The organism is Pseudomonas allii, from assembly GCF_055380095.1.
Genome location: NZ_AP039450.1, coordinates 3,096,604 through 3,119,527, shown reverse-complemented (window position 1 = coordinate 3,119,527; position 22,924 = coordinate 3,096,604). Strand labels below are relative to the sequence as shown.

At 58.1% G+C, this 22,924-nt stretch carries 20 protein-coding genes and 1 pseudogene; 13 read left to right on the top strand and 8 right to left on the bottom strand.

The genetic code is table 11. The features are described from left to right. Window positions 1–203: 203 nt before the first annotated feature. The 4 genes and pseudogenes from ACZ445_RS13930 (at window position 204) to ACZ445_RS13915 (ending at window position 3,368) form a co-directional block, all read left to right on the top strand. A complete protein-coding gene (locus ACZ445_RS13930; protein WP_179040565.1) occupies window positions 204–920 on the top strand; it encodes a M12 family metallopeptidase in 717 nt (238 codons plus the stop codon). 38 nt (window positions 921–958) lie between these two features. Then, a pseudogene (locus ACZ445_RS13925) lies at window positions 959–1,272 on the top strand (TolC family protein); the annotation flags it as partial. 189 nt (window positions 1,273–1,461) lie between these two features. Beyond that, the gene (locus ACZ445_RS13920) at window positions 1,462–1,989 is read left to right on the top strand and encodes a hypothetical protein (RefSeq protein ID WP_464708470.1); all 528 of its coding nucleotides are present in this window, start codon (window positions 1,462–1,464) and stop codon (window positions 1,987–1,989) included. A gap of 851 nt (window positions 1,990–2,840) precedes the next feature. Continuing rightward, a complete protein-coding gene (locus tag ACZ445_RS13915; RefSeq protein ID WP_058426078.1) occupies window positions 2,841–3,368 on the top strand; it encodes a hypothetical protein in 528 nt (175 codons plus the stop codon). A gap of 67 nt (window positions 3,369–3,435) precedes the next feature. Here the strand turns inward: ACZ445_RS13915 and ACZ445_RS13910 are convergent, their stop codons facing one another. After that, window positions 3,436–3,819, bottom strand: a complete 384-nt coding sequence (locus ACZ445_RS13910; protein ID WP_179028483.1) for a hypothetical protein — start codon at window positions 3,817–3,819, stop codon at window positions 3,436–3,438. Window positions 3,820–4,112: 293 nt separating this feature from the next. Here ACZ445_RS13910 and ACZ445_RS13905 point away from each other — a divergent pair, with 293 nt between their 5' ends. After that, complete coding sequence (locus ACZ445_RS13905; protein ID WP_259641593.1) at window positions 4,113–4,811, top strand: hypothetical protein; 699 nt, start codon at window positions 4,113–4,115, stop codon at window positions 4,809–4,811. Between the two features lie 65 nt (window positions 4,812–4,876). Here the strand turns inward: ACZ445_RS13905 and ACZ445_RS13900 are convergent, their stop codons facing one another. Then, entirely contained in the window at window positions 4,877–5,260 is a 384-nt protein-coding gene (locus tag ACZ445_RS13900) for a hypothetical protein (protein WP_179040564.1), read from the bottom strand. 280 nt (window positions 5,261–5,540) lie between these two features. Next, window positions 5,541–6,563, bottom strand: coding sequence for an AraC family transcriptional regulator (locus ACZ445_RS13895; RefSeq protein ID WP_179028484.1), 1,023 nt, complete (start codon window positions 6,561–6,563; stop codon window positions 5,541–5,543). Between the two features lie 167 nt (window positions 6,564–6,730). Here ACZ445_RS13895 and efeU point away from each other — a divergent pair, with 167 nt between their 5' ends. The 4 genes from efeU to efeO (ACZ445_RS13875) are packed head-to-tail and all read left to right on the top strand — an operon-like array spanning window position 6,731 to window position 10,954. Then, window positions 6,731–7,576, top strand: coding sequence for an iron uptake transporter permease EfeU (efeU, locus tag ACZ445_RS13890; RefSeq protein ID WP_464708469.1), 846 nt, complete (start codon window positions 6,731–6,733; stop codon window positions 7,574–7,576). Window positions 7,577–7,586: 10 nt separating this feature from the next. After that, the gene (gene efeO / locus ACZ445_RS13885) at window positions 7,587–8,789 is read left to right on the top strand and encodes an iron uptake system protein EfeO (RefSeq protein ID WP_464708468.1); all 1,203 of its coding nucleotides are present in this window, start codon (window positions 7,587–7,589) and stop codon (window positions 8,787–8,789) included. Window positions 8,790–8,803: 14 nt separating this feature from the next. Beyond that, window positions 8,804–10,108, top strand: a complete 1,305-nt coding sequence (efeB, locus tag ACZ445_RS13880; RefSeq protein ID WP_464708466.1) for an iron uptake transporter deferrochelatase/peroxidase subunit — start codon at window positions 8,804–8,806, stop codon at window positions 10,106–10,108. A 27-nt stretch (window positions 10,109–10,135) separates the two neighbouring features. Next, window positions 10,136–10,954, top strand: a complete 819-nt coding sequence (gene efeO, locus ACZ445_RS13875; protein ID WP_058426163.1) for an iron uptake system protein EfeO — start codon at window positions 10,136–10,138, stop codon at window positions 10,952–10,954. A gap of 51 nt (window positions 10,955–11,005) precedes the next feature. Here efeO (ACZ445_RS13875) and ACZ445_RS13870 read toward each other — a convergent pair whose 3' ends face one another. Both ACZ445_RS13870 and pssA read right to left on the bottom strand, forming a co-directional pair. Beyond that, window positions 11,006–13,975, bottom strand: coding sequence for a hypothetical protein (locus ACZ445_RS13870; protein ID WP_464708465.1), 2,970 nt, complete (start codon window positions 13,973–13,975; stop codon window positions 11,006–11,008). 351 nt (window positions 13,976–14,326) lie between these two features. Next, entirely contained in the window at window positions 14,327–15,670 is a 1,344-nt protein-coding gene (pssA, locus tag ACZ445_RS13865) for a CDP-diacylglycerol--serine O-phosphatidyltransferase (protein ID WP_058426161.1), read from the bottom strand. A 125-nt stretch (window positions 15,671–15,795) separates the two neighbouring features. Here pssA and ACZ445_RS13860 point away from each other — a divergent pair, with 125 nt between their 5' ends. Together ACZ445_RS13860 and ACZ445_RS13855 are read left to right on the top strand one after the other, a co-directional pair. Continuing rightward, window positions 15,796–16,359, top strand: coding sequence for a TetR/AcrR family transcriptional regulator (locus tag ACZ445_RS13860; protein ID WP_058426169.1), 564 nt, complete (start codon window positions 15,796–15,798; stop codon window positions 16,357–16,359). 52 nt (window positions 16,360–16,411) lie between these two features. Further along, the gene (locus ACZ445_RS13855; RefSeq protein WP_058426160.1) at window positions 16,412–16,891 is read left to right on the top strand and encodes a nuclear transport factor 2 family protein; all 480 of its coding nucleotides are present in this window, start codon (window positions 16,412–16,414) and stop codon (window positions 16,889–16,891) included. A 71-nt stretch (window positions 16,892–16,962) separates the two neighbouring features. Here the strand turns inward: ACZ445_RS13855 and ACZ445_RS13850 are convergent, their stop codons facing one another. Together ACZ445_RS13850 and ACZ445_RS13845 are read right to left on the bottom strand one after the other, a co-directional pair. Continuing rightward, entirely contained in the window at window positions 16,963–18,120 is a 1,158-nt protein-coding gene (locus ACZ445_RS13850; protein WP_179028488.1) for a PQQ-dependent sugar dehydrogenase, read from the bottom strand. A 12-nt stretch (window positions 18,121–18,132) separates the two neighbouring features. Continuing rightward, window positions 18,133–18,447 carry a hypothetical protein gene (locus tag ACZ445_RS13845; protein ID WP_179028489.1) on the bottom strand — a complete coding sequence of 105 codons (315 nt, stop codon included), beginning with the start codon at window positions 18,445–18,447 and terminating at the stop codon, window positions 18,133–18,135. Between the two features lie 185 nt (window positions 18,448–18,632). On the opposite strand from ACZ445_RS13845, the gene ku reads away from it, so the two are divergent. Both ku and ligD read left to right on the top strand, forming a co-directional pair. Continuing rightward, window positions 18,633–19,466, top strand: a complete 834-nt coding sequence (gene ku, locus ACZ445_RS13840) for a non-homologous end joining protein Ku (RefSeq protein WP_058426157.1) — start codon at window positions 18,633–18,635, stop codon at window positions 19,464–19,466. A 3-nt stretch (window positions 19,467–19,469) separates the two neighbouring features. After that, window positions 19,470–21,935 (top strand): DNA ligase D, encoded by a 2,466-nt coding sequence (ligD, locus tag ACZ445_RS13835; RefSeq protein ID WP_464708464.1) that lies wholly within the window; start codon window positions 19,470–19,472, stop codon window positions 21,933–21,935. Window positions 21,936–21,951: 16 nt separating this feature from the next. On the opposite strand, the gene lpxO is transcribed toward ligD, so the two are convergent. Further along, window positions 21,952–22,851: a lipid A hydroxylase LpxO gene (gene lpxO, locus ACZ445_RS13830; RefSeq protein ID WP_058426155.1), complete on the bottom strand. Its 900-nt coding sequence runs from the start codon at window positions 22,849–22,851 to the stop codon at window positions 21,952–21,954. Window positions 22,852–22,924 lie beyond the last annotated feature (73 nt).

The window sequence follows — 22,924 nt, the reverse complement described above, 5'->3', positions numbered from 1 at the left end:
CCAAGGTCAGTGTTCTCCAATGACACTGGAATCAGAAACATAAGAAAATCTCCCACCATACCAATGGTACCTATCCACACACCACCAAGATTTAGTTAATTGTCGATGGAACGATTTCCTAAGTCTAGTCCACTCACTACGTGCTTACACACTACCGTCGCAACACCTGCCCCCAAAGTAAAGCGTTAACCGAGGATGTATCATTGAGTATTAATACGACCTACTTCACGCCGGCCTCATCGTTCCAAATTCATTCGGGCACGGCAAACAACGAACACCTTGAAAGTACAAAATCCCTTAGTAGAAAAAAACGCGGCATCGCGGAAGCGAATTATCTTTGGCCGCAGGGATCTACCATAAAGATAGGCTTCACCAACCTATCAAAGGACGAAGAAAAAATGGTCAAGGAAAACATCAACAAATGGGCGCCTTATGTAAACCTTAAATTCGAATTCGTCACCGCCCCCAAAAAGGCAGATGTTAGAGTCGAGGTCGATCCGACTACCGATGAGGGATATGCCTGGGTAGGCACAAATAGTACAAAACATCCTGACGATAAAGCGCACGTCACGATCGGTACAAAAGCATCCAAAGAGTTTATAGAAGATACAATAATGCACGAGTGGGGCCATGTGTTAGGCCTACAGCATGAACACCAGCACCCGAACAGGAAGCTGGAACAATCTTATTTCGCACATTCTCCGGTCCTTCCAGACGATGATTCATTGATAATATCGCCCTATGACAAAGACTCGATAATGCATTACACCGCCGAATACAACAGCGATGGAAAATTAGTATTTTCAAGCAAACAGATATCAGAAAAAGATAAAGAATTCGTCAGCAAACTTTATCCACCCCTCCCCAAAAAAACGTCACCACCGGCAAGCAAACATCCTTTGCAAAACCCACCTAATTAATACAACAGTTGATTTTCGATCCTGCCCAACACGACTACACCGTCAGCCTGTGGGATACCGGTGTGGGCGATCAACTCGACGTGGAGCGTGCCGACGCACGCCTCGCAGCGGTTGAAGCCAGCGTGCCCACTGCAAGCCGAACAAGTGCGCGAGCGTAACCGCATCTCCACCCTCCTCGGCCAGCGCCCCGACAAGCTTACCGTTGACCTGACCCCAAAGATCCGCCGACAAGGCCAAGGCCTTGCCGATTGGCGATCCGGGGCAACTGCTGCAACGTAGCCCGGACATCCTCAGCGCCGAACGCAAACTGGCCGCCGAAGACTCCCAGGCCCAGGCCGAAGTGGATTTGTATCGCGGCATCGTCGCGATCTACAAGGCCCTCGGGGGTGGTTGGCAGCGCCAAGTGAGGTAAAGAGCTCCTTTGGTGGGTCGCATCCAGCCAGTTTTTAGCCCCGTGGTCCATTCGGGCACGGTTTTTTTAAAGCGGGTTCAAGGAAGGTCGATACAAAGGTGTAGCTTTCGGCTGATGGAGGATTTCACTATGGCCGTTTTGTTGACTGCGGAGCAAATGAGGCACACGAAGGCGTCTAATCCGTTTCAGATAAAGCACCCGGAACAGGTGGTGAATAAATTCACGATAACAGACGCGTCGAAAGCGTCGGACACGTTGAAACTGGGTAATCAACAGTCGATTGATGATCTGAAAGCGTTTTTGAAAGATTACGATATGACGTCTATTACCACCAATGAACTAAAAGAAGTTGGTGGACGACTTTATGACAGCGGCGTCATAGATGCCGATGCGTTTCACATGTTCATCTCCGGCCTTGGCGCGTTCGATGCCAACGGCAAGCAATCTGAAACGGACGTAAAGTACAACGCGATCGCTCTATTCAATGAAAAACTGGAAGATTATCTTTCGTTTGTTGAAAGCAGGCCGGACGTGAAGCGTTCACAAGGCATCCCCGAGTACATTCGCGGGATGTTTACCGCGAATCACGCGATCAACGCGCTGGCCTTTTTCGCCAATTCGTCCCGAAACGAGCTGTCTATCGATGAGCGTGCTTGAATTCAGCCTTGTTTCAAACTCCAGCAGGGCGCCAACGTGATCGTCAGCGCCCTTCTCCCTCAGGAATTACCGACCGAATCTGACTGTTCCCCAGTAGGCCTTGGAGACAGCTTCCGGGTTGTTTAGCATCACCCTGTAAGTGCCCAATGGGCCAAGCCATGATGCATATGCAGACAACGGATTACTCACCACGGTTTTCCATGAACCACCTACCTGATGCTGGATGTAAATTTGTGGCGCTCGCCCTCCATCTGCTGCAGACACCATGGCATCGATGTTCGCGTTGGAACATCCATTGGCGCCGCTGATGGTGAATGGGCCGAGCGCCGGTGCTTCGGACCTTGGCTCAATAATTCCGCTTTAGCTATCTGTGAGAGTCAAACACAATGCAGACGCTTGAGCAGATATCAACATCAGCACTAAACAAGGTAATGCAAAAAGACTTTTCATGATCTTCACCTCAAGTGTTAATCCTATTAAGTTTTTGCGAACACTCATCAGCTATCTTTTTGTTTTTTCATATATCGCCCTCGATTTGGCAGTACACACCGGTCGTCACGGTGACATGCTGCACATGGATCGAACCCTTCAGTAGGCTGCGTGCTATTAACTATGCCTGAATGGTCGCAAGAGGAAAGCCGGCCACTTCCAAAAAACATGAAAGACTGTTCTGTCAGATCTCGAAGTAGTCCAATGCGCGAACATTCCTAATATCACGCCCTGCCGGCAGAAGCCCACGCCACCGCCTAAATCTGGCGATAACGCCAACCTCAAGGAAACAATTTCTACACTTAAGAAACTCACCAACTTGTCGACAACCAAATGTAGGCCCGATTAACAGAGGACTGTTTATGGTCACTTTATCAACGACAAGCCAAGTACCGAACTCAATGGCCACCCCTGCCCACCCCATCAAAAACCCTGGGCAAGTTGTCAATCAATTCACCATCACCGAAGAAGCGGAGGCGACAGAAACTTTAAAACTTGTGCAACAGGAGGACATCAGCGAGTTGAAGAACGCCCTGAAGGACTATGACATGACATCGATCAGCAGTGACGACCTCAAGAAAATCGGTAGCCAGCTTTATCGTAAAGGTCTCATTGATTCACGTGCTTTTTGGCTATTTATGGACGGCAGTCGAGCGGTTGATGCATACGGATTTCCGGCAGACACCCACGTTAAATTCAATGCGATTGCGTTATTCAATGAAACGTTGGAGGGGTATGTAGACTTGTTCAAAAGCAATCCCTACGTGGCGCGTCAGGAAGGGGCCTCGGATTTTATGAAAGGGCTGGTAACGGCTAATCATGCCCTCGCTGCTTTGTCCTATTTTGCGACCTCTTCAAATAATAAGTTATCGGTGGACGAGCGCGTCTAATTTCAGAATTAACGCTACAGGATACAGTGTGCCGAATAGCTGCCTGGCACACTGCACCTGCTCAGTTTCAACGACCGTATCTGACAGTGCCTGAATAGACTTTCGGCTCTGAACCTTCGTTACGCACCCTCACTCTATAGGTGCCAAACGGCCCCACCCAAAACGCGTTACTACCGATACTGTAGGTCAACCGCTGCCATGATCCGCCACCCACATCGCCTTCAATAAAGATCTCGGGCGTTTTGCCAGTTCCTGTGGGCGTTACCATCGCCTCAATGTTGGCATTCAAGCAGCCGTTCGAAGGGGTGATTTCAAATGGCCCTTTTGCTGTGACGGTCGTTTCCGGCGGAATAATACCGCCATAGCTGTCAGTAATATAGGTACACAACGCCGACGCCTGCGCCGACATCAACATCAACCCCGCAAAAACCAACGCTAAACTACTTTTCATGATTTTCACCTCAGGCATTAAAATTTTGGGTACTCATCTACCTGTTCTGTTTTTATTTACTCATAGGCTGCCCTCGATTCAGCAGCGCACACCCGCCGTCGCGGGTAAGCGCAGCACATTAATCGAATCTTCCAATAGAAGTATTCAGGTACCGCGAGGATAACTATGCATGAAGAATAAACAGCGGCAAGCCGAGCACTTCCTAAAATAGCGAAAGACCTTTCTGTAGTCCCTTGAGAAAAGTCAGGCGGTTCAGGACTTATCTAAAACAACGTCAGACAGTTCTGTCAGACATGAAAGTAGTCCCACATGCATACACTCCTAATACCATGCTCGCCTGCACAACCCCACACAACCGCTCAACACTGACAATAACGCCAACCCAATACGAAACATTTTCAGCACTTAAGAAACTCACCAACTTGTCGACAACCCGATATAACCCCAACTATTTGAGGCTTTTTATGGTTACCTTATCAGCGACAGGTCAAGTGCAGAACTCAATGGCAACCCCTGCTTACACCATCAAAAATCCTGAACAAGTCGTGAACGCATTCACTAAGACTGAAGAAGCAGAAGCGGCGGAAACACTAAAGTTTTGGCAGCAGGAGCAAATCAGTGAATTGAAGAGTTTTCTGAAGGGCTACGACATGACTTCAATCAGCAGTGACGACCTGAAAAAAGTGGGTGGTGAACTCTACGACAAAGGCATTATTGATTCCCGCGCTTATTGGCTGTTCGTCGTAGGAAACGGAGCGTTTGATGCAAACGGACTGCCTGCAGAGACCCATGTCAAATTCAATGCCGTCGCGTTATTTAACGAGCAGCTGGAGGGATATATAGACTTTTTCAAAAGCAATCCATATGTAGCACATCAGGAGGGTGCTTCAGATTTTATGAGAGGACTGGTGGTAGCGAATCACGCGCTCGCCGCATTGGCCTATTTCGCAAATTCTTCAAATGATGATTTATCAATTGACGAGCGTGCATGATTTCTGAATTTTCCCACAGGATGCAGTGTGCCGGATAACTTCCGGCACACTGCATAGGTTCGGTTTCAGCGACCGTACCTGACACTTCCCGAGTAGACTTTTGGTACCGAATCGTCGTTATACACCACCACTCTGTACTTACCGAACGGACCAACCCAAGAAGCGTTGCTGCCGATGCTGAACGTCAACCGTCGCCATGATCCGCCTCCCACCTCGCCTTCGATATAGATCTCTGGGGTGTTCCCTGCACCGGTGGCTGTTACGATGGCATCAATACTGGCGTTCAAACAGCCATTAACGGAGGTGATCTCAAAAGGCCCTTTGGCAGGTATCGCTGTTTTCGGCGGAATAGTGCCGCCGTAGCTCTCCGTAATATAGGTACACAACGCCGACGCCTGCGCCGACATCAACATCAACCCCGCAAAAACCAACGCTAAACTACTTTTCATGATTTTCACCTCAGGCATTAAAATTTTGGGTACTCATCTACCTGTTCTGTTTTTATTTACTCATAGGCTGCCCTCGATTCAGCAGCGCACACCCGCCGTCGCGGGTAAGCGCAGCACATTAATCGAATCTTCCAATAGAAGTATTCAGGTACCGTGAGGATAACTATGCACGAAGAATAAACAGCGGCAAGCCGAGCACTTCCTAAAATAGCGAAGGACCGTTCTGTCATCCGAAAGAAGAAGCGGGTAAGTTATTTCCTAATCCCGCACATCCACGCCGTTACCGCTTGTTTGTTTCATTCAAAATCAAACTTCGATAATGCCCCGGGTTCGACCCCACCCATTTACGAAACGCCTTATAAAACGAACTTGCATCGGCAAAGCCCAGTCGCTCGGCAATTTCGGCAAAACTGATCTGCGGCTCCGCCAACCACACAATCGCCAGTTCCTTGCGCACGCTGTCCTTGAGCCCCTGATAGGTCTGCCCTTCTTCCGCCAGCCGCCGGCGCAGGGTCGAGGCGGAAATACACAGGCTGGCGGCGAGGCCGTCAGTTTCCGGCCAGGTGTCAGGAGGCATCTGGCGCAGGTCGTGCTTGATGCGGGTGGCGAGGCTGGCGGGGTCACGGTATTTGACCAGGATGTTGGCCGGCGCGTGGGCCAGGAAGCGCTTGAGCTCCTCCGTGCTGCGTTTGATCGGCAGGTCCAGGCAGTCGGCAGAGAAGATCATGCGGGTGCGGGGTCGGTTGAAACGCAGGTTGTCGGAGAACATCACCTGGTAGTCATCACAGAAATCCGGTTTTGAGCAGCGCAGCTCAATCGCCAGGATTGGGATCCGCCGCCCGGCCAGCCAACAGGCCACACCGTGCACGATCATCCAATAGGTAAAGTAAGTGAAGGCCCGATTGGGTTCGGACTCGGGCTCCAGCAATACGATCTCCGCCAGGCTTTGTTGACGCACCAACTCGGCGGGCAGGCGCTCCAGCATCAGCGACAGAAACCCCAAGCCGGTTTCCAGCCCGGTGCCCAGGGTGGGTTGCGCCATCGCGGCGCGGCAGAGAAACGCCAGGCTGCCGGACTTGAGCTTGCGCGGGTCCATGCCAAAGAACTCATCATCCAAGCGTCGCGCCAGCAGGCGCCACAGGCGTGCGTAGGTGGTGGCCGAGACCCGCGCGTTGGGCTCGGCCAGCAGTGCCGGGTCAATCCCGGCTTTATGCAGCACTTCGGCACTGGCCCCGCCGGGCGCGCAGCTTTGCAGCAAGGCTTCGCGCACGAGGTGGAGGGAGATGGTGTCTTTTTCCGACATGGGGAAACGGGCATCCTGCGGCGCAAATAATGGCACGCATCATAAGGTGGGATGGGTTTCGCCACCACCGTTCAGCCACGGTTCAGCTATTGTCAAGATTGCCTGTTTAGTAATGAGTATCATTATGTTACAACTTAGCCTCCTATCTAGTTGTGACGCGGTGCCGAATGCTCGTTCCTTTCCTCATCATGCTACGCGAAGGCATTGAAGCCGCATTGATCGTCGGCATTATCGCCAGTTACCTGCAACAAACCGGTCGTGGCCAGTGGATGCCTGCGGTGTGGATCGGCGTGTTTCTCGCCGCCGCGCTGGCCCTGCTGGTCGGCGGCGGCCTGGAACTGGTCAGCGCCGAGTTCCCGCAAAAGCAGCAGGAACTGTTCGAAGGCATCGTCGGTCTGGTCGCCGTGGGTATCCTCAGTTCCATGGTGTTCTGGATGCGTAAAGTGGCGCGTTCCATCAAGCACTCCCTGCACGAATCCCTCGATCACGCGTTGGCCGGGTCCAAACACCAAGTCACTGCGCTGATCCTCATGGTGTTTTTCGCCGTGGCTCGTGAAGGCCTGGAAACCGTGTTTTTCCTGCTGGCGGTGTTCCAGCAGAGCGAAGGCCCCGGCGCACCGATTGGCGCCCTGCTCGGCCTGATCCTGGCGATCATCGTCGGTTTCCTGATCTACACCGGCAGCATGCGCCTGAACCTCGGTGCGTTTTTCCGCTGGACCGGCTTGTTCATCCTGGTGGTGGCCGCCGGCATCCTCGCCAATTCGGTACAGGCCCTGCACGAAGCGGGCGTGTGGAATCACCTGCAAAGCGTGCTCTTCGACTTCAGCGCCGCCCTGCCCATGGACAGCCCGCTTGGCTCGGTTCTCGCCGGCATGTTCGGCTATCAGGAAGCGCCCACCGTCAGCACCCTCGGCGCCTACCTGATTTACCTGGTGGTGGCGCTGGTGATGTTCTTCCTGCCCGCCGCGCCACCCAAGCAGGCCATCACACCCTCTTCCGCTTCCAGCCAGTAAGGACCGTCTCTTGTCCAACCCAACTCCTCAACCGGCTTCGCCACCTCGCGCCCTGCGCTGGGCTGTGGCCGGCTCGGTGGTCGTGATGATCGCCGCCGGTGGCCTGTTCTATTACGCCTCGCAGCTGGCCGCCAGCAAGCGCCAGGCCAACCACAATGAAATCGCCGTGACCATTCATGGTCACGCCTGCGAACCGAATGAATTGACGGTCCCCGCCGGCCGCGCCAGCTTGCGCATCATCAACCGCTCCGATCGTGCGGTGGAATGGGAGATCCTCGACGGCGTGCTGGTGGTCGAAGAACGGGAAAACATCGCCCCCGGGCTTAGCCAGGTGATCAACGCCAACCTGTTGCCCGGTGACTACGCGATCACCTGTGGCCTGCTGAGCAACCCGCGTGGCACCTTGCACGTAACACCGACTGCCGAGTCCGACGCCCAGGCCAAGGCCAAACCGTCGATGGTGGCGTTCATTGGCCCATTGTCGGAATTCCGCGTGTACCTGAGCGGCCAAGGCAGCGCACTGGTCAAGGCGGTCAGCGCGTTGCAACAGGCCATCGACCGCGGCGACCTGGCCCAGGCCCAAGCGCTCTATGTACCGGCCCGGGAGGCTTACCAACGCCTGGCCCCGGCATCGCAACGCCTCGCGCAACTGGACAACGCGATCAACGCCCGTGCCGACTATTTTGAAAAACGCGAACAGGACCCGGCCTTCAGCGGCTTTCACCGCCTGGAATACAGCCTGTTCCAGCAACGCAGCCTTGACGGCCTGGCGCCGGTTGCCCAGCGCCTGCTGACCGACGTCAGCGCCCTCAAACAACAATTGCTCGCCCAGTCCCTGCCGCCGGAGCAGTTGGTCAGCATCGTGGTGCGCAACCTCAACAGCCTGGCCGATGTACGCGCCATCAGCGGTGAAGAAGAACGCTACAGCCACGTCGACCTGAATGGTTTCGCCGCCAACCTGGAGGCCGCCCACAAGGTGGTCGAGCTGATGCGCCCGCTGCTGACCAAATCCGCCGCCGACCTGTTGCCTGAAATCGACAGCGCCCTCGCCGCCTTTGATACCGAACTGCAAGGCTTCAAGGTCGACAAGGGCTACGCCACCTACGACACCGTAACCGCCGATCAGCGCAAGCAGATCGCCGACAAGGCCAAGGCTCTGGCCGTTGCACTCGATGGAATCGACCCCGCCCTTGGCCTTTCCGGCCTGCAGTGAAGACGACCGCACACATGAGTGATTCAGAACACACCAACCTTCAACGTCGCCGTGTCCTGCTGGGCATGGCCGCCACCGGTGCCGCGATTGCCGGCAGCGCCCTGACCTGCCCGGCCATGGCCGCTGCAGCCGAGCAAGTCACCACCGCGCCGCGCAGTGACAAGACCCAGGACCACCACGATTTCTTCGGCAAACACCAGAGCGGTATCGTCACCCCACGCCCGGCCTGCGGCATGATTGTGGCATTCGATGTGCTGGCCAGCGACCGTGACGACCTGGAACGCCTGTTCCGCACCTTGAACGAACGCATCGCCTTCCTGATGACCGGCGGCACCGTGCCGCAAGTCGATCCGAAGCTGCCGCCCACCGACTCCGGCATCCTCGGCCCGGTGGTCACGCCGGATAACCTGACTATCACCGTGTCGGTCGGCGCCTCATTGTTCGATGAGCGCTTCGGACTCGCCAAAGCCAAGCCCAAGCGCCTGACTCGCATGGTCGGCTTCCCCAACGATGCGCTGGAACCGGCGCAGTGCCACGGTGACCTGAGTCTGCAATTTTGCTCGAACACGCCAGACACCAACATTCACGCCTTGCGCGACATCGTGAAAAACCTGCCCGACCTGCTGCTGGTGCGCTGGAAGCAGGAAGGCAGCGTGCCGCCCCAAGCGCCTGCCAAGCCCGGCGAGCCGGCCCAGAGCGCGCGTAACTTCCTCGGCTTCCGTGACGGTTCGGCCAACCCGAACTCCAACGACGCCAAGGCCATGAATCAGATTGTGTGGGTGCAGCCCGGCAGCGACGAACCGGCCTGGGCCGCCAACGGCAGCTATCAGGCCGTGCGCATCATCCGTAACTTCGTCGAGCGCTGGGACCGCACCCCGTTGCAGGAGCAGGAAAGCATCATCGGCCGGGTCAAGCCCACCGGTGCGCCCATGGATGGCCACAACGAAACCCAAGTGCCCGACTACAGCAAGGACCCGGAAGGCAAACTGACCAAGCTCGATGCCCACATCCGCCTGGCCAACCCGCGCACCCCGCAGACCCAGGCCAACCTGATCCTGCGTCGGCCGTTCAACTACTCCAACGGCGTCAACAAGAACGGTCAGCTGGATATGGGGCTGTTGTTCATCTGCTACCAGGCTGACCTGGAGAAAGGCTTTATCAGCGTGCAAACCCGGCTCAACGGCGAGCCCCTGGAGGAATACCTCAAGCCGGTCGGCGGCGGGTATTTCTTCACCTTGCCAGGCGTCACCGGGGCCCAGGATTTCATCGGGCGCACGCTGCTCGCTGCAACGCACCCTCAAACCACTGCCAATACCTAAAAACACACTCAGAGCGGATACCGTCCCATGAAGAAGTCGACTATTGCGTTGTCGTTGTTGCTGACCCTTTCGCCGCTGGCAGCCTTCGCCGCCACCGCGCCGCTGGACCTGGTAGGGCCGGTGTCGGACTACAAGATCTACGTCACCGAGGAAATCGGTGAGCTGGTCACCCAGACCCAGGCGTTCACCGACGCCATCAACAAGGGCGACCTGGCCACCGCCAAGAAACTCTATGCGCCGACCCGCGTGCACTATGAGTCCATCGAGCCCATCGCCGAGCTGTTCAGCGACCTCGATGCGTCCATCGACTCCCGCGTCGACGACCACGAAAAAGGCGTGACCGCCGAAGACTTCACTGGCTTCCACCGTATCGAATACGCGCTGTTCTCGCAGAACACCACCAAGGGCCTCGAAACGCTGACCGCCAAGCTCAACACCGACGTCAACGACCTCAAGACCCGCGTCGACGGCCTGACCTTCCCGCCCGAGAAAGTCGTAGGCGGTGCCGCAGCGCTGCTGGAAGAAGTCGCCGCCACCAAGATCTCCGGCGAAGAAGACCGCTACAGCCACACCGACCTGTATGACTTCCAGGGCAACATCGACGGTGCGAAGAAAATCGTCGACCTGTTCCGTGGGCAGATCGAGAAGCAAGACAAGGCCTTCCTGGCCAAGGTCGACAAGAATTTCGCCACCGTGGACAAGATCCTCGCCAAGTACAAGACCAAGGATGGCGGTTTCGAAACCTATGACAAGGTCAAGGAAAACGACCGCAAGGCCCTGGTGGGGCCGGTCAATACCTTGGCGGAAGACCTGTCCACTTTGCGGGGCAAGTTGGGTTTGAACTGATCCAGCGGCCCGGCGACCGCTCAGCCGTCAACGGCGGAGCGGTCGCTATGCTCAAGCAGCTTGCGATCCGGGCGGTTTGGTGGGGTCAACCAGGCCCGTACCGACCAGAAAATAACAGCGCATTTTTTCGTCTACCGTCACCAGGTGAGGCAGTGCCTTGCTCAAGCCCGTACTGACAGCGCCCAGGCTAGACAGCTTGGACAGGCCTTTGGATGCGGCACTGATCAGGCGCGGATAACCATCCACCGGGTTGAACACCGCGTTCAAGAACAGTGCTGTCTGCTTGGAAAAATCAAACGCGGCGTCGCTGAAGCGCAGCTTCGGTTCATTCCAGGACCAGGCAACCCTTGGGGTGCTCGGCGCGACGCGAGCGCTGAATCGGCCTATGGACGGCCGGCTGGTGTTTTTTGCCAGGGTCTTGAGCGAACGGATCAGCGACCGGGCCTGGCCTCCCGCACCAATCATCAAACCTGCACCGTCCAATGCCAGGCTTTGCAGGCCTTTGCCAAAATTACCATCGCGAAAGTCCTGATAGGCACCGACGAAGGGAACCAGCGATAGCAGCAGGTTGACATCCCGCGCATGGGCCTCGCGGCTTTTTTCCACGGCTAACTGGCCCTTTGCCCGTGCCAGCATGTCCTTGGCACTTTCGTAGAAATTGCGTTCGGTGATTTCAACGGCAATGTCCTCGATACGGTCTGACTGATAGGTATCAGGAACAAACGATTCCTTGGTCACGTTTTCGGGGAGTGGGCGCGGCCCCCTGGTGACACCGACTTTATCGAGAATCACATCGGAAGAACTGACGCCTTCGCGTACTGGTGCACCGCTGGCATACGCATTGAAATCCAGGCAGACGTCGTGACCGCGACGGATGTATTTGTCTGCAAGCAATTTGTACTGAGCCAGGTAGCGCCTGTCTGAGGCCACCTTATCCAGTGCTTGGGTTACCTCAAGGCTGTCGTGCTTGATGATATTTGCGCTGTATAGGACTTCGTAATAGGTGACAGTATTGTCGTGAACGACACGCATCAATATTCCTTGCCGCGCGGTGACCGCCTCTCGGTCCAGATCCGACTCCCACACCTGCTGTTTTCCGGTGGACTTGCTCAACGTGAACAGCTCTACACTGCCCAGTTCGATGCGCTGGCGATCGGCCAACGGCAACCCAGCGAACATCAGTTTGAGCTTGGTGACAAAGCCCATCTTTTGATCGTTGTGGTGACGGGTGACGGCGCTTTCCAGTAAGGGGTCCAAGGCGGGGAGCCGCTTGATGATTTCGTTGAGCTTTTGTCGAGCCGTGGCCGAATTCGTAGAGGACTCATCAACATTCCTATAGGGGGTGTTAGGACGTTTGCCAGGGTTGGGCATATCGGTGGTCAAGCCCCATCTGTCCTTGGTCAGATCGCCGCTCATGTACGTCTCGATCAGCGAGCGCGTACGCGGTTCTGTGCGGCTCAGGTTGCGGCGCTCGTCGGAGTCGAGGAGATTAACCGTCATCGCCTCCAATTGGCTGCGGCTGGTCTGAGGCATGGCCTTGAGCAACTCTTGGGTGGCTATCTGCCGGCGCGACGGCAAGACGGTGCTCAAACGGTTGAACGAACGAGCCGACAGTGTCCGTTGCCGCGCAAACACACTCGACGCTTTCTTGAGATCCTCCTGAGTATGCTGGCCTTGAGGCTTGCCAGGTATGACACCATTGAGCACTCCCCAGTCGAGCAATATGCCAAGGGCTTGCTCCTGCATGAGCGTGCGTTGACCCTCGGACGTAGGCTCCAGGCCCGTCAGTGCGCAGACCTGCTCCTCATCCATCATCCGAGAGGTGCCTGGCAACATGCGTTCAGCCATCGCGCAGCCAAGCTGCAATTCCGTGCAGGCCGGTGTGCCGATCTTGATGCCCTCGGGTAAGTCCCGGACCAGAAACTCGGGGGCTTTGCGCGCCAGCGCGACATGGGCCACCAGGAACGCGAGGCAGGGGTCCATTGCCAGGGTGTCACAAAAATACTGTTCCACAGACCGGCGGACTTTACCCAGGGTGCATCCCGCATTGCTGGGGCTATAAAGCGCGTAACCGCCTATCGAACCGGCAGGCCCTTGCAGCACCGCAGCAAGGATGTTGCCAAACGCTACAGCATCCGGACCCTGGCTCAACCGTGCAAGGTGAGCGTCGGGATCGACACTCAGTGTTGCCGGAGTGTACATCGCGAGCGTAGCCAGCGGTTTGTAGTCCGGATCGCCCGGTTGTTGCGGGATCAACCCAGAATAATCACCCAAGGGCGGGGCCGGTGGCAGGACGGTGCGCAACCACCGAATGACGTTGCGGGTCGCCGCAGCCGTACGGGGTACGCCCAACCCCTTATGCTCAAGCAATTGGGCAACATCGTAGCTGGAGTGGGGCCCAATGCCCTTGGCAGAGGCCGGCGATAGCTGGATCTTCAGTGTTGACCAGTCGGTCGCGTGGCTATCCGCCAGTTGCTGCACCTGCTCTTCAAGCAAGTTCGCCAGGAAGGCGCGTTCATCCAGGTCACCGATGACGCCGCGAACGTCGTCGAGCGCGGCCAAAAACCGAGGGGGCGCCGTCAAGCCTTTGGCCGCCACCTGGTCTTTGAGCGCCCGCTTGTGTTCAGTGGATTCGCCAGGATCGAGGCCGTAGGCATTCAGCACGACGTGAAAAGGTATACGGGGTTCATCGGTACTGACATACGGCAAGCCCTTGTCGTCGGGGTCAAGCACATTGCGCATCGCCCGTAGATGCCGGCTCGCCTCCCCCCAGCCACTGTTGTCAGTACTGCTGAACGCTACGGGTGTGCGTACGCCACCCACTGTGGTGAACCCCTCTACGCGATCCTTGCGCAGTGTGAGGGTATCCGTTGCCAAGCCTGTGCGCGAAAGCCAGGACTGAGAAGACGGTTGATCAAGCAACTGGCGGTAGAGGGCCAAGGCCGCACCGAGACTGCTGTCCTTGGGGATTGCCACGCTATTCCGGCCGCTCTCGAGGGCCTGTATCAGACGCTCAGCCAAGGTGGAGTCGCCGGCGGTGCCGGTTGCACTGGGCGACAGGGGCAGCGTCCAGGTGGGCGCCGCAATTGCCGGCGTACCGGGGCGTTCGGGGACAGGTACGGAGGGGTTGGAGGGAACAAGGGAAATTGAAGGTTGGGATATGGGCGCCAGGTCGGGCGCCGGAGTGGCTGGCGCGGAGATGACCGAACCGCTTTGGGCAAGAATAGGTGGCACGTTGGTGTCCTCTTTGTGGCAAATCCATTGAGGGAAAAGCCGTGCCTCCTTGAACGGTTGGAAGGCACTGTAAGAGAAGAAAAGGCAGCCGCTCTATAAGCCGACGCCTAAAACCAGCGATGAAATCGGGAAGAGACGCTAGAGAATTCGATACAACAAGCGCTCGATTCGTACCCGGCTGACACGACGCAGGAACTTGCCGACCGCCTCGGGATAATCAGGCAGCGTCTGCAAGTCCTGATACCGTTCGATACGCGTGGTGTGCTGGAAAATCTGTGCCAGCTCGGTACGCCTTGGCGCCAGCCACTCGCTCTTGGGATCATCGATCAGCAAGGCGTTTTCCAGGTCGAGGCGGAACGCGCGCGGGTTGAGGTTGTTGCCGGTGAGCAAGGTGTAGCGCTGGTCGACCCACATGCCCTTGAGGTGGTAGGTGTTGTCGTCGTGGTGCCACAGGTGCAGGTTCAACTGGCCGTGGTCGATGTCGCGCTGATGGCGCTTGGCGAAACGGCGCAGGCTGATCTCGTACAGGTACGGCAGCGCGGCGATCACCTTGAACGGCTCGCTGGGCGGGATGTAGAAGTCGTTGGCGGTCTTGTCGCCGACAATGATGTCGACCTTTACCCCACGCGCCAGGGCGCGGTTGATTTCGCGGGTCACTGGCAGCGGCAGGTTGAAGTAAGGCGTGCAGATGGTCAGTTGCTGCTGGGCACTGGCGATCAGCTCCAGAATCACCCGGCTCAACGGATTGTTCTTGCCCACGCCCAGCAACGGGCTGACCGACAGATGGCCGTTGGGCAATTGCCCGGCGGTGGTGTCGTATGCCGCGTGCTTGAGACGGCTGCGCAGGTCGCCAATGTCGTTGCGCAGGCTGCGGGTGGTGGGCGGGTTGGGCAGGTCCAGGCGATGTACAGCCTTGGAGGCCACCAGGCCGTGCTCCACCAGATGCTGCATGGAGTCGGCGAGCGGTTGGCTGTGAATCAGGTGGTAGCGGTCGTAGCGGTACTTGTCGAACTTGTGCAGGTACACGTTGTTCAGGCTCGCACCGCTGTAAAGCACCGTGTCGTCGATCACAAAGCCCTTGAGGTGCAACACGCCGAACAGCTCACGGGTCTGCACCGGCACGCCGTACACCGGCACCTCACTGGCGTGGCGCTGGGTCATGGCCTGGTACCAGGCACTGTTGCCCGGCTGCTTGCCGGCGCCGATCAAACCACGCTGGGCGCGCAGCCAGTCGACCACCACCACGATATCCAACTCCGGTCGCGCTGCCTTGGCGGCGTGCAGGGCGTCGTAGATCTCTTGACCCGCCTCGTCCTGCTGCAAGTACAGCGCGACGATGTAGATGCGCCGGGTGGCCTGGGGGATTTTCTCCAACAGGCAGCGGCGATAGGCATCGGCGCCGCACAGCACGTCAATCGCATCAGGAGTGAGGGGAAAACCGCGCAGTTTGGGCAACAGGGAGCGTTTGAAGAACGACGGCATAAGGCTCGCAATGGGTCGAATCCGAAGAGGCCCCGAGCTTACACCATGGGGGGGCTCAGGTCTTGCCGTGGCGCATGGAAAAATTCTGATTGACCAAGAAGAACGATCGTTCTACTGTTCGCAACATGAACGATATGACCAGTAATGAAACCCGCGACATCATCCTCGACGTCACCGAAAAGTTGATCTATCGCCACGGCATCGCCGCCACCGGCATGGACTTCCTGGTGAAAACCGCCGGCGTCTCGCGAAAAAGCATCTACCGCTACTTCGCCAATAAAGACGATTTGGTGATTGCCGCCCTGCAGCGTCGCGACGAGCGCTGGATGCAGTGGCTGCGCACAGAGGTGGAATGTAGCGAAGGCACCGGAGAACGCCTGCTGGCGGTGTTCGATGCACTGAAAACCTGGTTTGGCTCCGCCGATTTCCGTGGCTGTGCCTTCATCAACACCAGCGGCGAAACCGGCGACCCGCAGGACCCGGTGCGCCAACTGGCCAAGGCCCACAAACAGAAACTGTTCGAGTACCTGCTCGAACTGTGTCAAGCACATGGCACCGCCGACCCTGAGCGGCAGGCCGCGCACCTGCTGATCCTGGTCGATGGCGCCATTACCGTTGCCCTGGTGATGGGCGATTCAACAGCTGCCGATAATGCGCAATGCATGGCGCAAACCTTGTTGGGACTTTGATCGCACAACGGCGCAACTTTCAATACACCCTGATTGTTTGAGGAACTGCCCCATGTCATCGACTGTAGAAACACGTCCGCCACTGCCGCCGTTTACCCGCGCATCGGCCATCGAAAAAGTACGCCTGGCTGAAGACGGCTGGAACTCCCGCGACCCACATCGAGTGTCCCTGGCCTACACCCTCGACACGCAGTGGCGTAACCGCGCCGAGTTCGCCCATAACCGCGAAGAAGCCAAGGGTTTCCTGACCCGTAAATGGGCCAAGGAGCTGGATTATCGGCTGATCAAGGAGTTGTGGGCGTTTACCGACAATCGCATTGCCGTGCGGTATGCCTATGAGTGGCACGACGACTCGGGCAACTGGTTCCGTTCCTATGGTAACGAGAACTGGGAATTCGACGAGAACGGCCTGATGGCCAATCGTTTTGCCTGCATCAACGACATGCCGATCAAGGAAAGCGAGCGCAAGTTCCACTGGCCGCTGGGACGGCGCCCAGATGATCATCCCGGGCTGTCTGACCTGGGCCTGTAAACCTTGCCGGCGATGGCGGTGCTTAAATCGCCATCGCCGGCAAGCCGGGCGCCTACAGGTTGTTGTCGACTTCAGTCCTGATTGAGGCCGACTCGGTATAGCACGCCATTATCCTCATCGGTCAGCACATACAAAAAGCCATCCGGCCCCTGCCTTACATCGCGAATCCGCGCTTTCAAACCGCCCAGCAAACGCTCTTCGTGAATCACCTTGTCACCGTCGAACTGCAAGCGGATCAGCTCCTGGCTGGCCAGCGCGCCAATAAACACGTTGTGCTGCCAAGGTTTGAAGCGGTCTGCATCGTAGAAGGCCATGCCGCTGATACCCGGTGATTTTTCCCACACATGATGGGGCGGCACGGTGCCTTCTGCGGTCTTGCCTTTGGCTTCGGGAATGGGTGCCAGGGAGTAATTGATGCCGTGGGTCGCCAACGGCCAGCCGTAATTCTTGCCGCGCTCGATGATATTGATCTCGTCACCCCCGCGTGGCCCATGTTCGTTCTCCCAGATCGTGCCACTCCAGGGGTTCAACGCCAGGCCCTGGGGGTTGCGCTGGCCGTAGGACCAGATCTCCGGGCGCACGCCTGACTGGCCGACGAAGGGGTTGTCATCCGGCACGCGGCCGTCGGGGTAGATACGCACCACCTTGCCCTGCAATTTGTCCAGGTCCTGGGCGGTCGGGCGGTCGTTGTTTTCGCCCAGGGTCACGAACAGGTAGCCATCACGGTCGAAGGCCAGGCGTGAACCGAAGTGATTGCCGGTGGACAGCTTCGGCTCCTGGCGCAGGATCACTTTAAAGTCAGTCAAGCCACTGAGGTCAGTCGCCAGACGTCCACGCCCTACCGCAGTACCTGCGGTTCCGCCCTTGCCGCCACCTTCGGCGTAGGAAAGGTAGACCATGCGGTCCTGCTTGAAGTCCGGCGACAGCACCACGTCCAGCAAGCCGCCCTGCCCTTTGGCCCAGACCTCAGGCACGCCCGTCAGGGGCGCGGAAAGTTTGCCGTCCGAGCTGACAAACCGCAGGTGGCCCGGGCGCTCGGTGACCAGGAAGCCTTGCCTGTCCGGCAGGAAGGCCACGGCCCAGGGGTGGTCCAGGCCTTTGGCGATCGCAGTGACCGAGAGACTGCCTTGTTCGCTGGGGAACTGCTGGGTATCGGCGGCGAACGTGGCCGTCAACGGCAACAGCGAGGTTGCGCACAGCGCGGCTAGCAGGGTTTTGCGTAGAAACATAAGACGGAATCCTTACCGGCGATTGCCGTTGGCATCATAAGTGGGGGCTTTGGTTTCGGTGGCCGGGCGGCTGGGGGCGGCATCGCGCTTGGGGTAGCTGTTGCCAATGCCGCCGTTTTCCAGGGTCGGCGTGCGGGTGGTCGGCCCGGTCTGAACACCGCGAATGGCCGGCGCGTTGGGCTGGGTGCCCTGCATGCTGTTGGGGTTGGCTCGGTGGATCGGGCCGTTGTTGGCGTTGTTGCTGCCGGGCAGGTGTTGCGCCTGGACCACGGGAACCAGGGCCAGGCCCAACAGCAGCGCTGCAACGTGACGCATACAAGTGTTCATTGACAAAGCCTCTCGGGAGTGAGGAGTACGTGCTTTCGATAACACGCTACGCCTAGGGTTCGGCTTTCGACACTAAATAGTTTCTCATCAGGTGTAACACGATCTGTCCGCGCATCCGCCTGGGGAAACTTTCCACACCGGCGCCGAGTCATCCGGACACAGCCTCTACTCAAGGAATCGCAGCTATGCCACGAGCCATCTGGAAAGGCGCCATTAGCTTTGGCCTGGTGCATATCCCGGTGTCGCTGGTCTCGGCCACGTCATCGCAGGGCGTTGACTTCGACTGGCTGGACAAGCGCAGCATGGACCCGGTCGGCTACAAGCGCATCAACAAGACCACCGGCAAGGAGGTCACCAAGGACAATATCGTCAAGGGTGTCGCCTTCGAGAAAGGCCGCTACGTGGTGCTCAGCGAAGAGGAAATCCGCTCGGCCCACCCCAAGTCGACCCAGACCATCGAGATCATCGCGTTTGTCGCCAGTGACCAGATCCCGCTGCAGAACATTGACACGCCCTACTTCCTGGCACCGGACAAACGCGGTGGCAAGGTCTATGCGCTGCTGCGCGAAACGCTGAGCAAGACCAGAAAAGTCGCACTGGCCAACGTGGTCCTGCACACCAAGCAGCACCTGGCGGCACTCATGCCGTTGGAGTCAGCGCTGGTATTGGTGATGCTGCGCTGGCCCGCCGAAGTGCGCAGCCTGGACGAACTGGAACTGGGCAGCGACGTAACCAAACCGACCCTCGCCAAGGGTGAATTGGACATGGCCAAGCGCCTGGTCGACGACATGAGCGCTGACTGGAAGCCTGATGATTACCGCGACAGCTTCCAGGAAAAAATCATGGCGCTGGTGGCCAAGAAGGCGAAGGCCGGCAAGATCGAGGATGTGGAAACGAGCAAAGACAGTGAAGAGCGCAAATCTGCCGACGTGATCGACCTGACCGAACTGCTCAAGCGCAGCCTGGCCGGCAAACCCGCCAAGAAACCCGCCGCGAAGAAAACCACCAAGGCCTCATAAGTCATGCCCAAGCCCCTCAGCGACTACAACCGCAAGCGCGACTTCGGCATTACCGGCGAACCGGCAGGCCGTGCGCCCGCAGGTAAACGCAAGGCGTCGGCGCTGTCCTTCGTGATCCAGAAACATGCCGCGCGCAACCTGCACTATGACTTTCGCCTGGAGTTGGAGGGTGTGCTGCTCAGCTGGGCAGTACCCAAAGGCCCGAGCCTGGACCCTGCACAGAAGCGCCTGGCTGTGCATGTCGAAGATCACCCCCTCGACTACGGCAGCTTCGAAGGCAGTATCCCGGCAGGCCAGTATGGCGCGGGTGACGTTATTGTGTGGGACCGTGGCGTGTGGCAACCCCATGACGATCCACACAAGGCCTACGCCGCCGGCAAGCTCAAGTTCACCCTGGTCGGCGAAAAGCTGTCCGGCGATTGGGCACTGGTACGCACGCGCCTGAAGGGCAGCGGCGATAAGCAACAATGGCTGCTGATCAAGGAACAGGACGCGCAGGCACGCCCCGCCGAAGACTACGATATTGTCCAGGCCCAGCCGGACAGCGTGCTCAGTGACGCCTCGGTGGGCAAATCCAAGCCTGGCGCAAAACCCCGGAAAACCAAGGCCGCCCTCCCAGAGCATTTCACCCCGCAATTGGCCACCCTGGTGGATCGCGCGCCCGAAGGCGATTGGCAGTACGAAATCAAGTTCGACGGTTACCGCATGCTTGCGCGCATCCACGACGGCGAGGTGCGGCTGTTCACGCGCAACGGCCACGACTGGACCGACCGCCTGCCGCGCCAGACCAAGGCCTTGCAAGCCTTGAAGCTCAACGACAGCTGGCTCGACGGCGAAGTCGTCAGCCTCAACGGCGACGGCCTGCCGGACTTCCAGGCGCTGCAAAACGCGTTTGATATCGGGCGCAGCCTGGACATTGTCTACTACCTGTTCGATGCGCCGTTCCTGGATGGCCATGATCAGCGCCAGGCCCCCGTCGAGGAGCGTCGTGCAGCGCTAAAGACGGCCTTGGCAGGCAGCAGAAGCAAGCTATTACGGTTCTCCGAAGCCTTTACTGCCCATCATCGGGACATTTTCGAAAGCGCCTGTGACCTGGCCCTTGAGGGCGTGATCGGCAAGCGCGTGGGCAGCCCCTATGTGTCCAGTCGCAACGCCGATTGGGTCAAGCTCAAATGCCGCCTGCGCCAGGAATTCGTGATCGTCGGCTACACCCGGCCGCAGGGTTCGCGCAGTGGTTTCGGTGCGCTGTTGCTGGCGGTCAATGACGCGTCGGGATTGGTGTATGCCGGACGCGTGGGCACCGGGTTTGATCAAGCATCACTGAAGGCGATCCATGTGCAACTCACGCCATTGGAGCGTACGTCATCGCCGCTGGGGAAACCGCTGACCAGTGCCCAGGCCCGTGGCGTGCACTGGGTGGAGCCGACATTGGTCGGTGAAGTGCAGTTTGCCGAATGGACTCGTGAGGGGGTGATCCGCCAGGCGGCGTTTGTCGCGATGCGCACCGACAAACCGGCCGCACAGGTCATTCATGAGCAACCGCGCACGGTCAAATCCATGAAATCTGCGAAAAAAACCACCGGCACCGTGAAGATCACCCACCCGGACCGCGTGATCGATAAGCAGAGCGGCATGCAGAAGGAGCAATTGGCGCAGTTCTACAACAGCATCAGCGAGTGGCTCCTGCCGTTCCTGCGTCACCGTCCCGTGTCACTGCTGAGGGCACCCGAAGGCATCGACGGCGAACAGTTCTTCCAGAAACATTCGGAGCGCCTGGCCATTCCCAACATCAAGCAGTTGGAACAGGCACTTGATCCCGGCCATGCGCGCCTGATGGAAGTCGACAGTGCCAAGGCGTTGCTCGGCGCAGTGCAAATGGGCGCCGTGGAGTTTCATACCTGGGGCGCCACCGCCGACAAGATCGACACACCCGACCTGTTTGTGCTCGACCTCGACCCCGACCCGGCGCTGCCGTGGAAAACCATGCTGGAAGCCGCGCAGCTCACCCTCTCGGTCCTGGACGAGCTGGGCTTGCAAGCCTTCGTCAAAACCAGTGGTGGCAAAGGCCTGCACCTGGTCGTGCCGCTGGCGCGGCGGGACAACTGGGACACCGTCAAGGCATTCGCCAAAGCGATTGCCCAATTTATGACAGAGCAACTGCCTGAACGCTTCACCGCGACGTCAGGGCCAAAAAATCGGGTGGGCAAGATCTTCATCGACTACCTGCGTAATGCGCGGGGCGCCAGCACCGTGGCCGCCTACTCTGTGCGGGCGCGGCCGGGATTGCCGGTGTCGGTGCCGGTCAGTCGTGAGGAATTGAAGGGGCTGCGCAGCGCACAGCAATGGACGGTCGCCAACCTGCAGCAGCGCCTGGATGGCTTGCAGGGCGATCCCTGGGACGGCTATGCCAATCGACAGAAAATCAGCAAGAAGATGTGGGACAAACTGGGCGCTCATCCACCGGAGTGAATGGCGCCCGAACCAGTCAGATCAGCAGGAAGATCGCCGCCAGGGCTGCGAAGATCGCCCATTTTTCCAGGTAGTAACGCGTACGGTTGCGCTTTTTCAGCTCTTTACCGCGCAGGCGAATCTTGTACAGCCGGGTGAAGGCACGGTTGAGCCCCCCGGTCTTGTCGCCGGCATCGTTGGGCGAGCCCGCGGCCGCCATCACGTTGCGGCTGAACCAGCGATTGAACGCCGCGGCCCAACGGTATTTCATCGGGCGCTCGATATCGCAGAACAGAATGATGCGGTTCTGTTGCGTGGTGTTTTCGGCGTAGTGGATGTAAGTCTCGTCGAACATCACCGGCTCGCCATCACGCCAGTAGTAGTTCTCGCCGTCCACGTTGATGTAGCAGCCCGGGTCGTTCGGCGTGTCCAGGCCCAGGTGATAGCGATACGAGCCGGCATACGGGTCGCGGTGGCGCACCAGCTTGGAGCCCGGCGGCAGTTCGGCGAACATCGCGGCCTTGATCGAACCGATACTCTGCACCAGTTCTGTAGTACGCGGGCATAGCTTCATCGCCGACGGGTGGCTGTCGCCATACCACTTCAGGTAGAAACGCTTCCAGCCCGACTTGAAGAACGAGTTGAAACCCACGTCGTTGTACTGCTCCGAGCGCTTGATTTCGCCGGCGCGCAGCAGGTTCTGGCCTTCCTCGCGGATCTCTTCCCAATGCTCCTGGAGCGGGCTCAGGTCAGGGAAATCGCTGGGCGACAGGTAAGGTCGGCTGGGCAGCTTGGAGAAGAGGTAGAGAAAGCAGTTGATCGGTGCCAGGAAGGTCGAGTGATCGCTGAGTTGGCGCCCCAGCTTATGCCGCACCCGGCCACGCAGGTGTACATACGCAATCGAGGCAACGTAGAGAATAACGATGATGAGTTTCAAGGGATTTCGTCACAAGTCAGAAGAGAACAGGCTGCTCCTGCGTGCCCACAACGGACGAGGATGGATAGCAGCA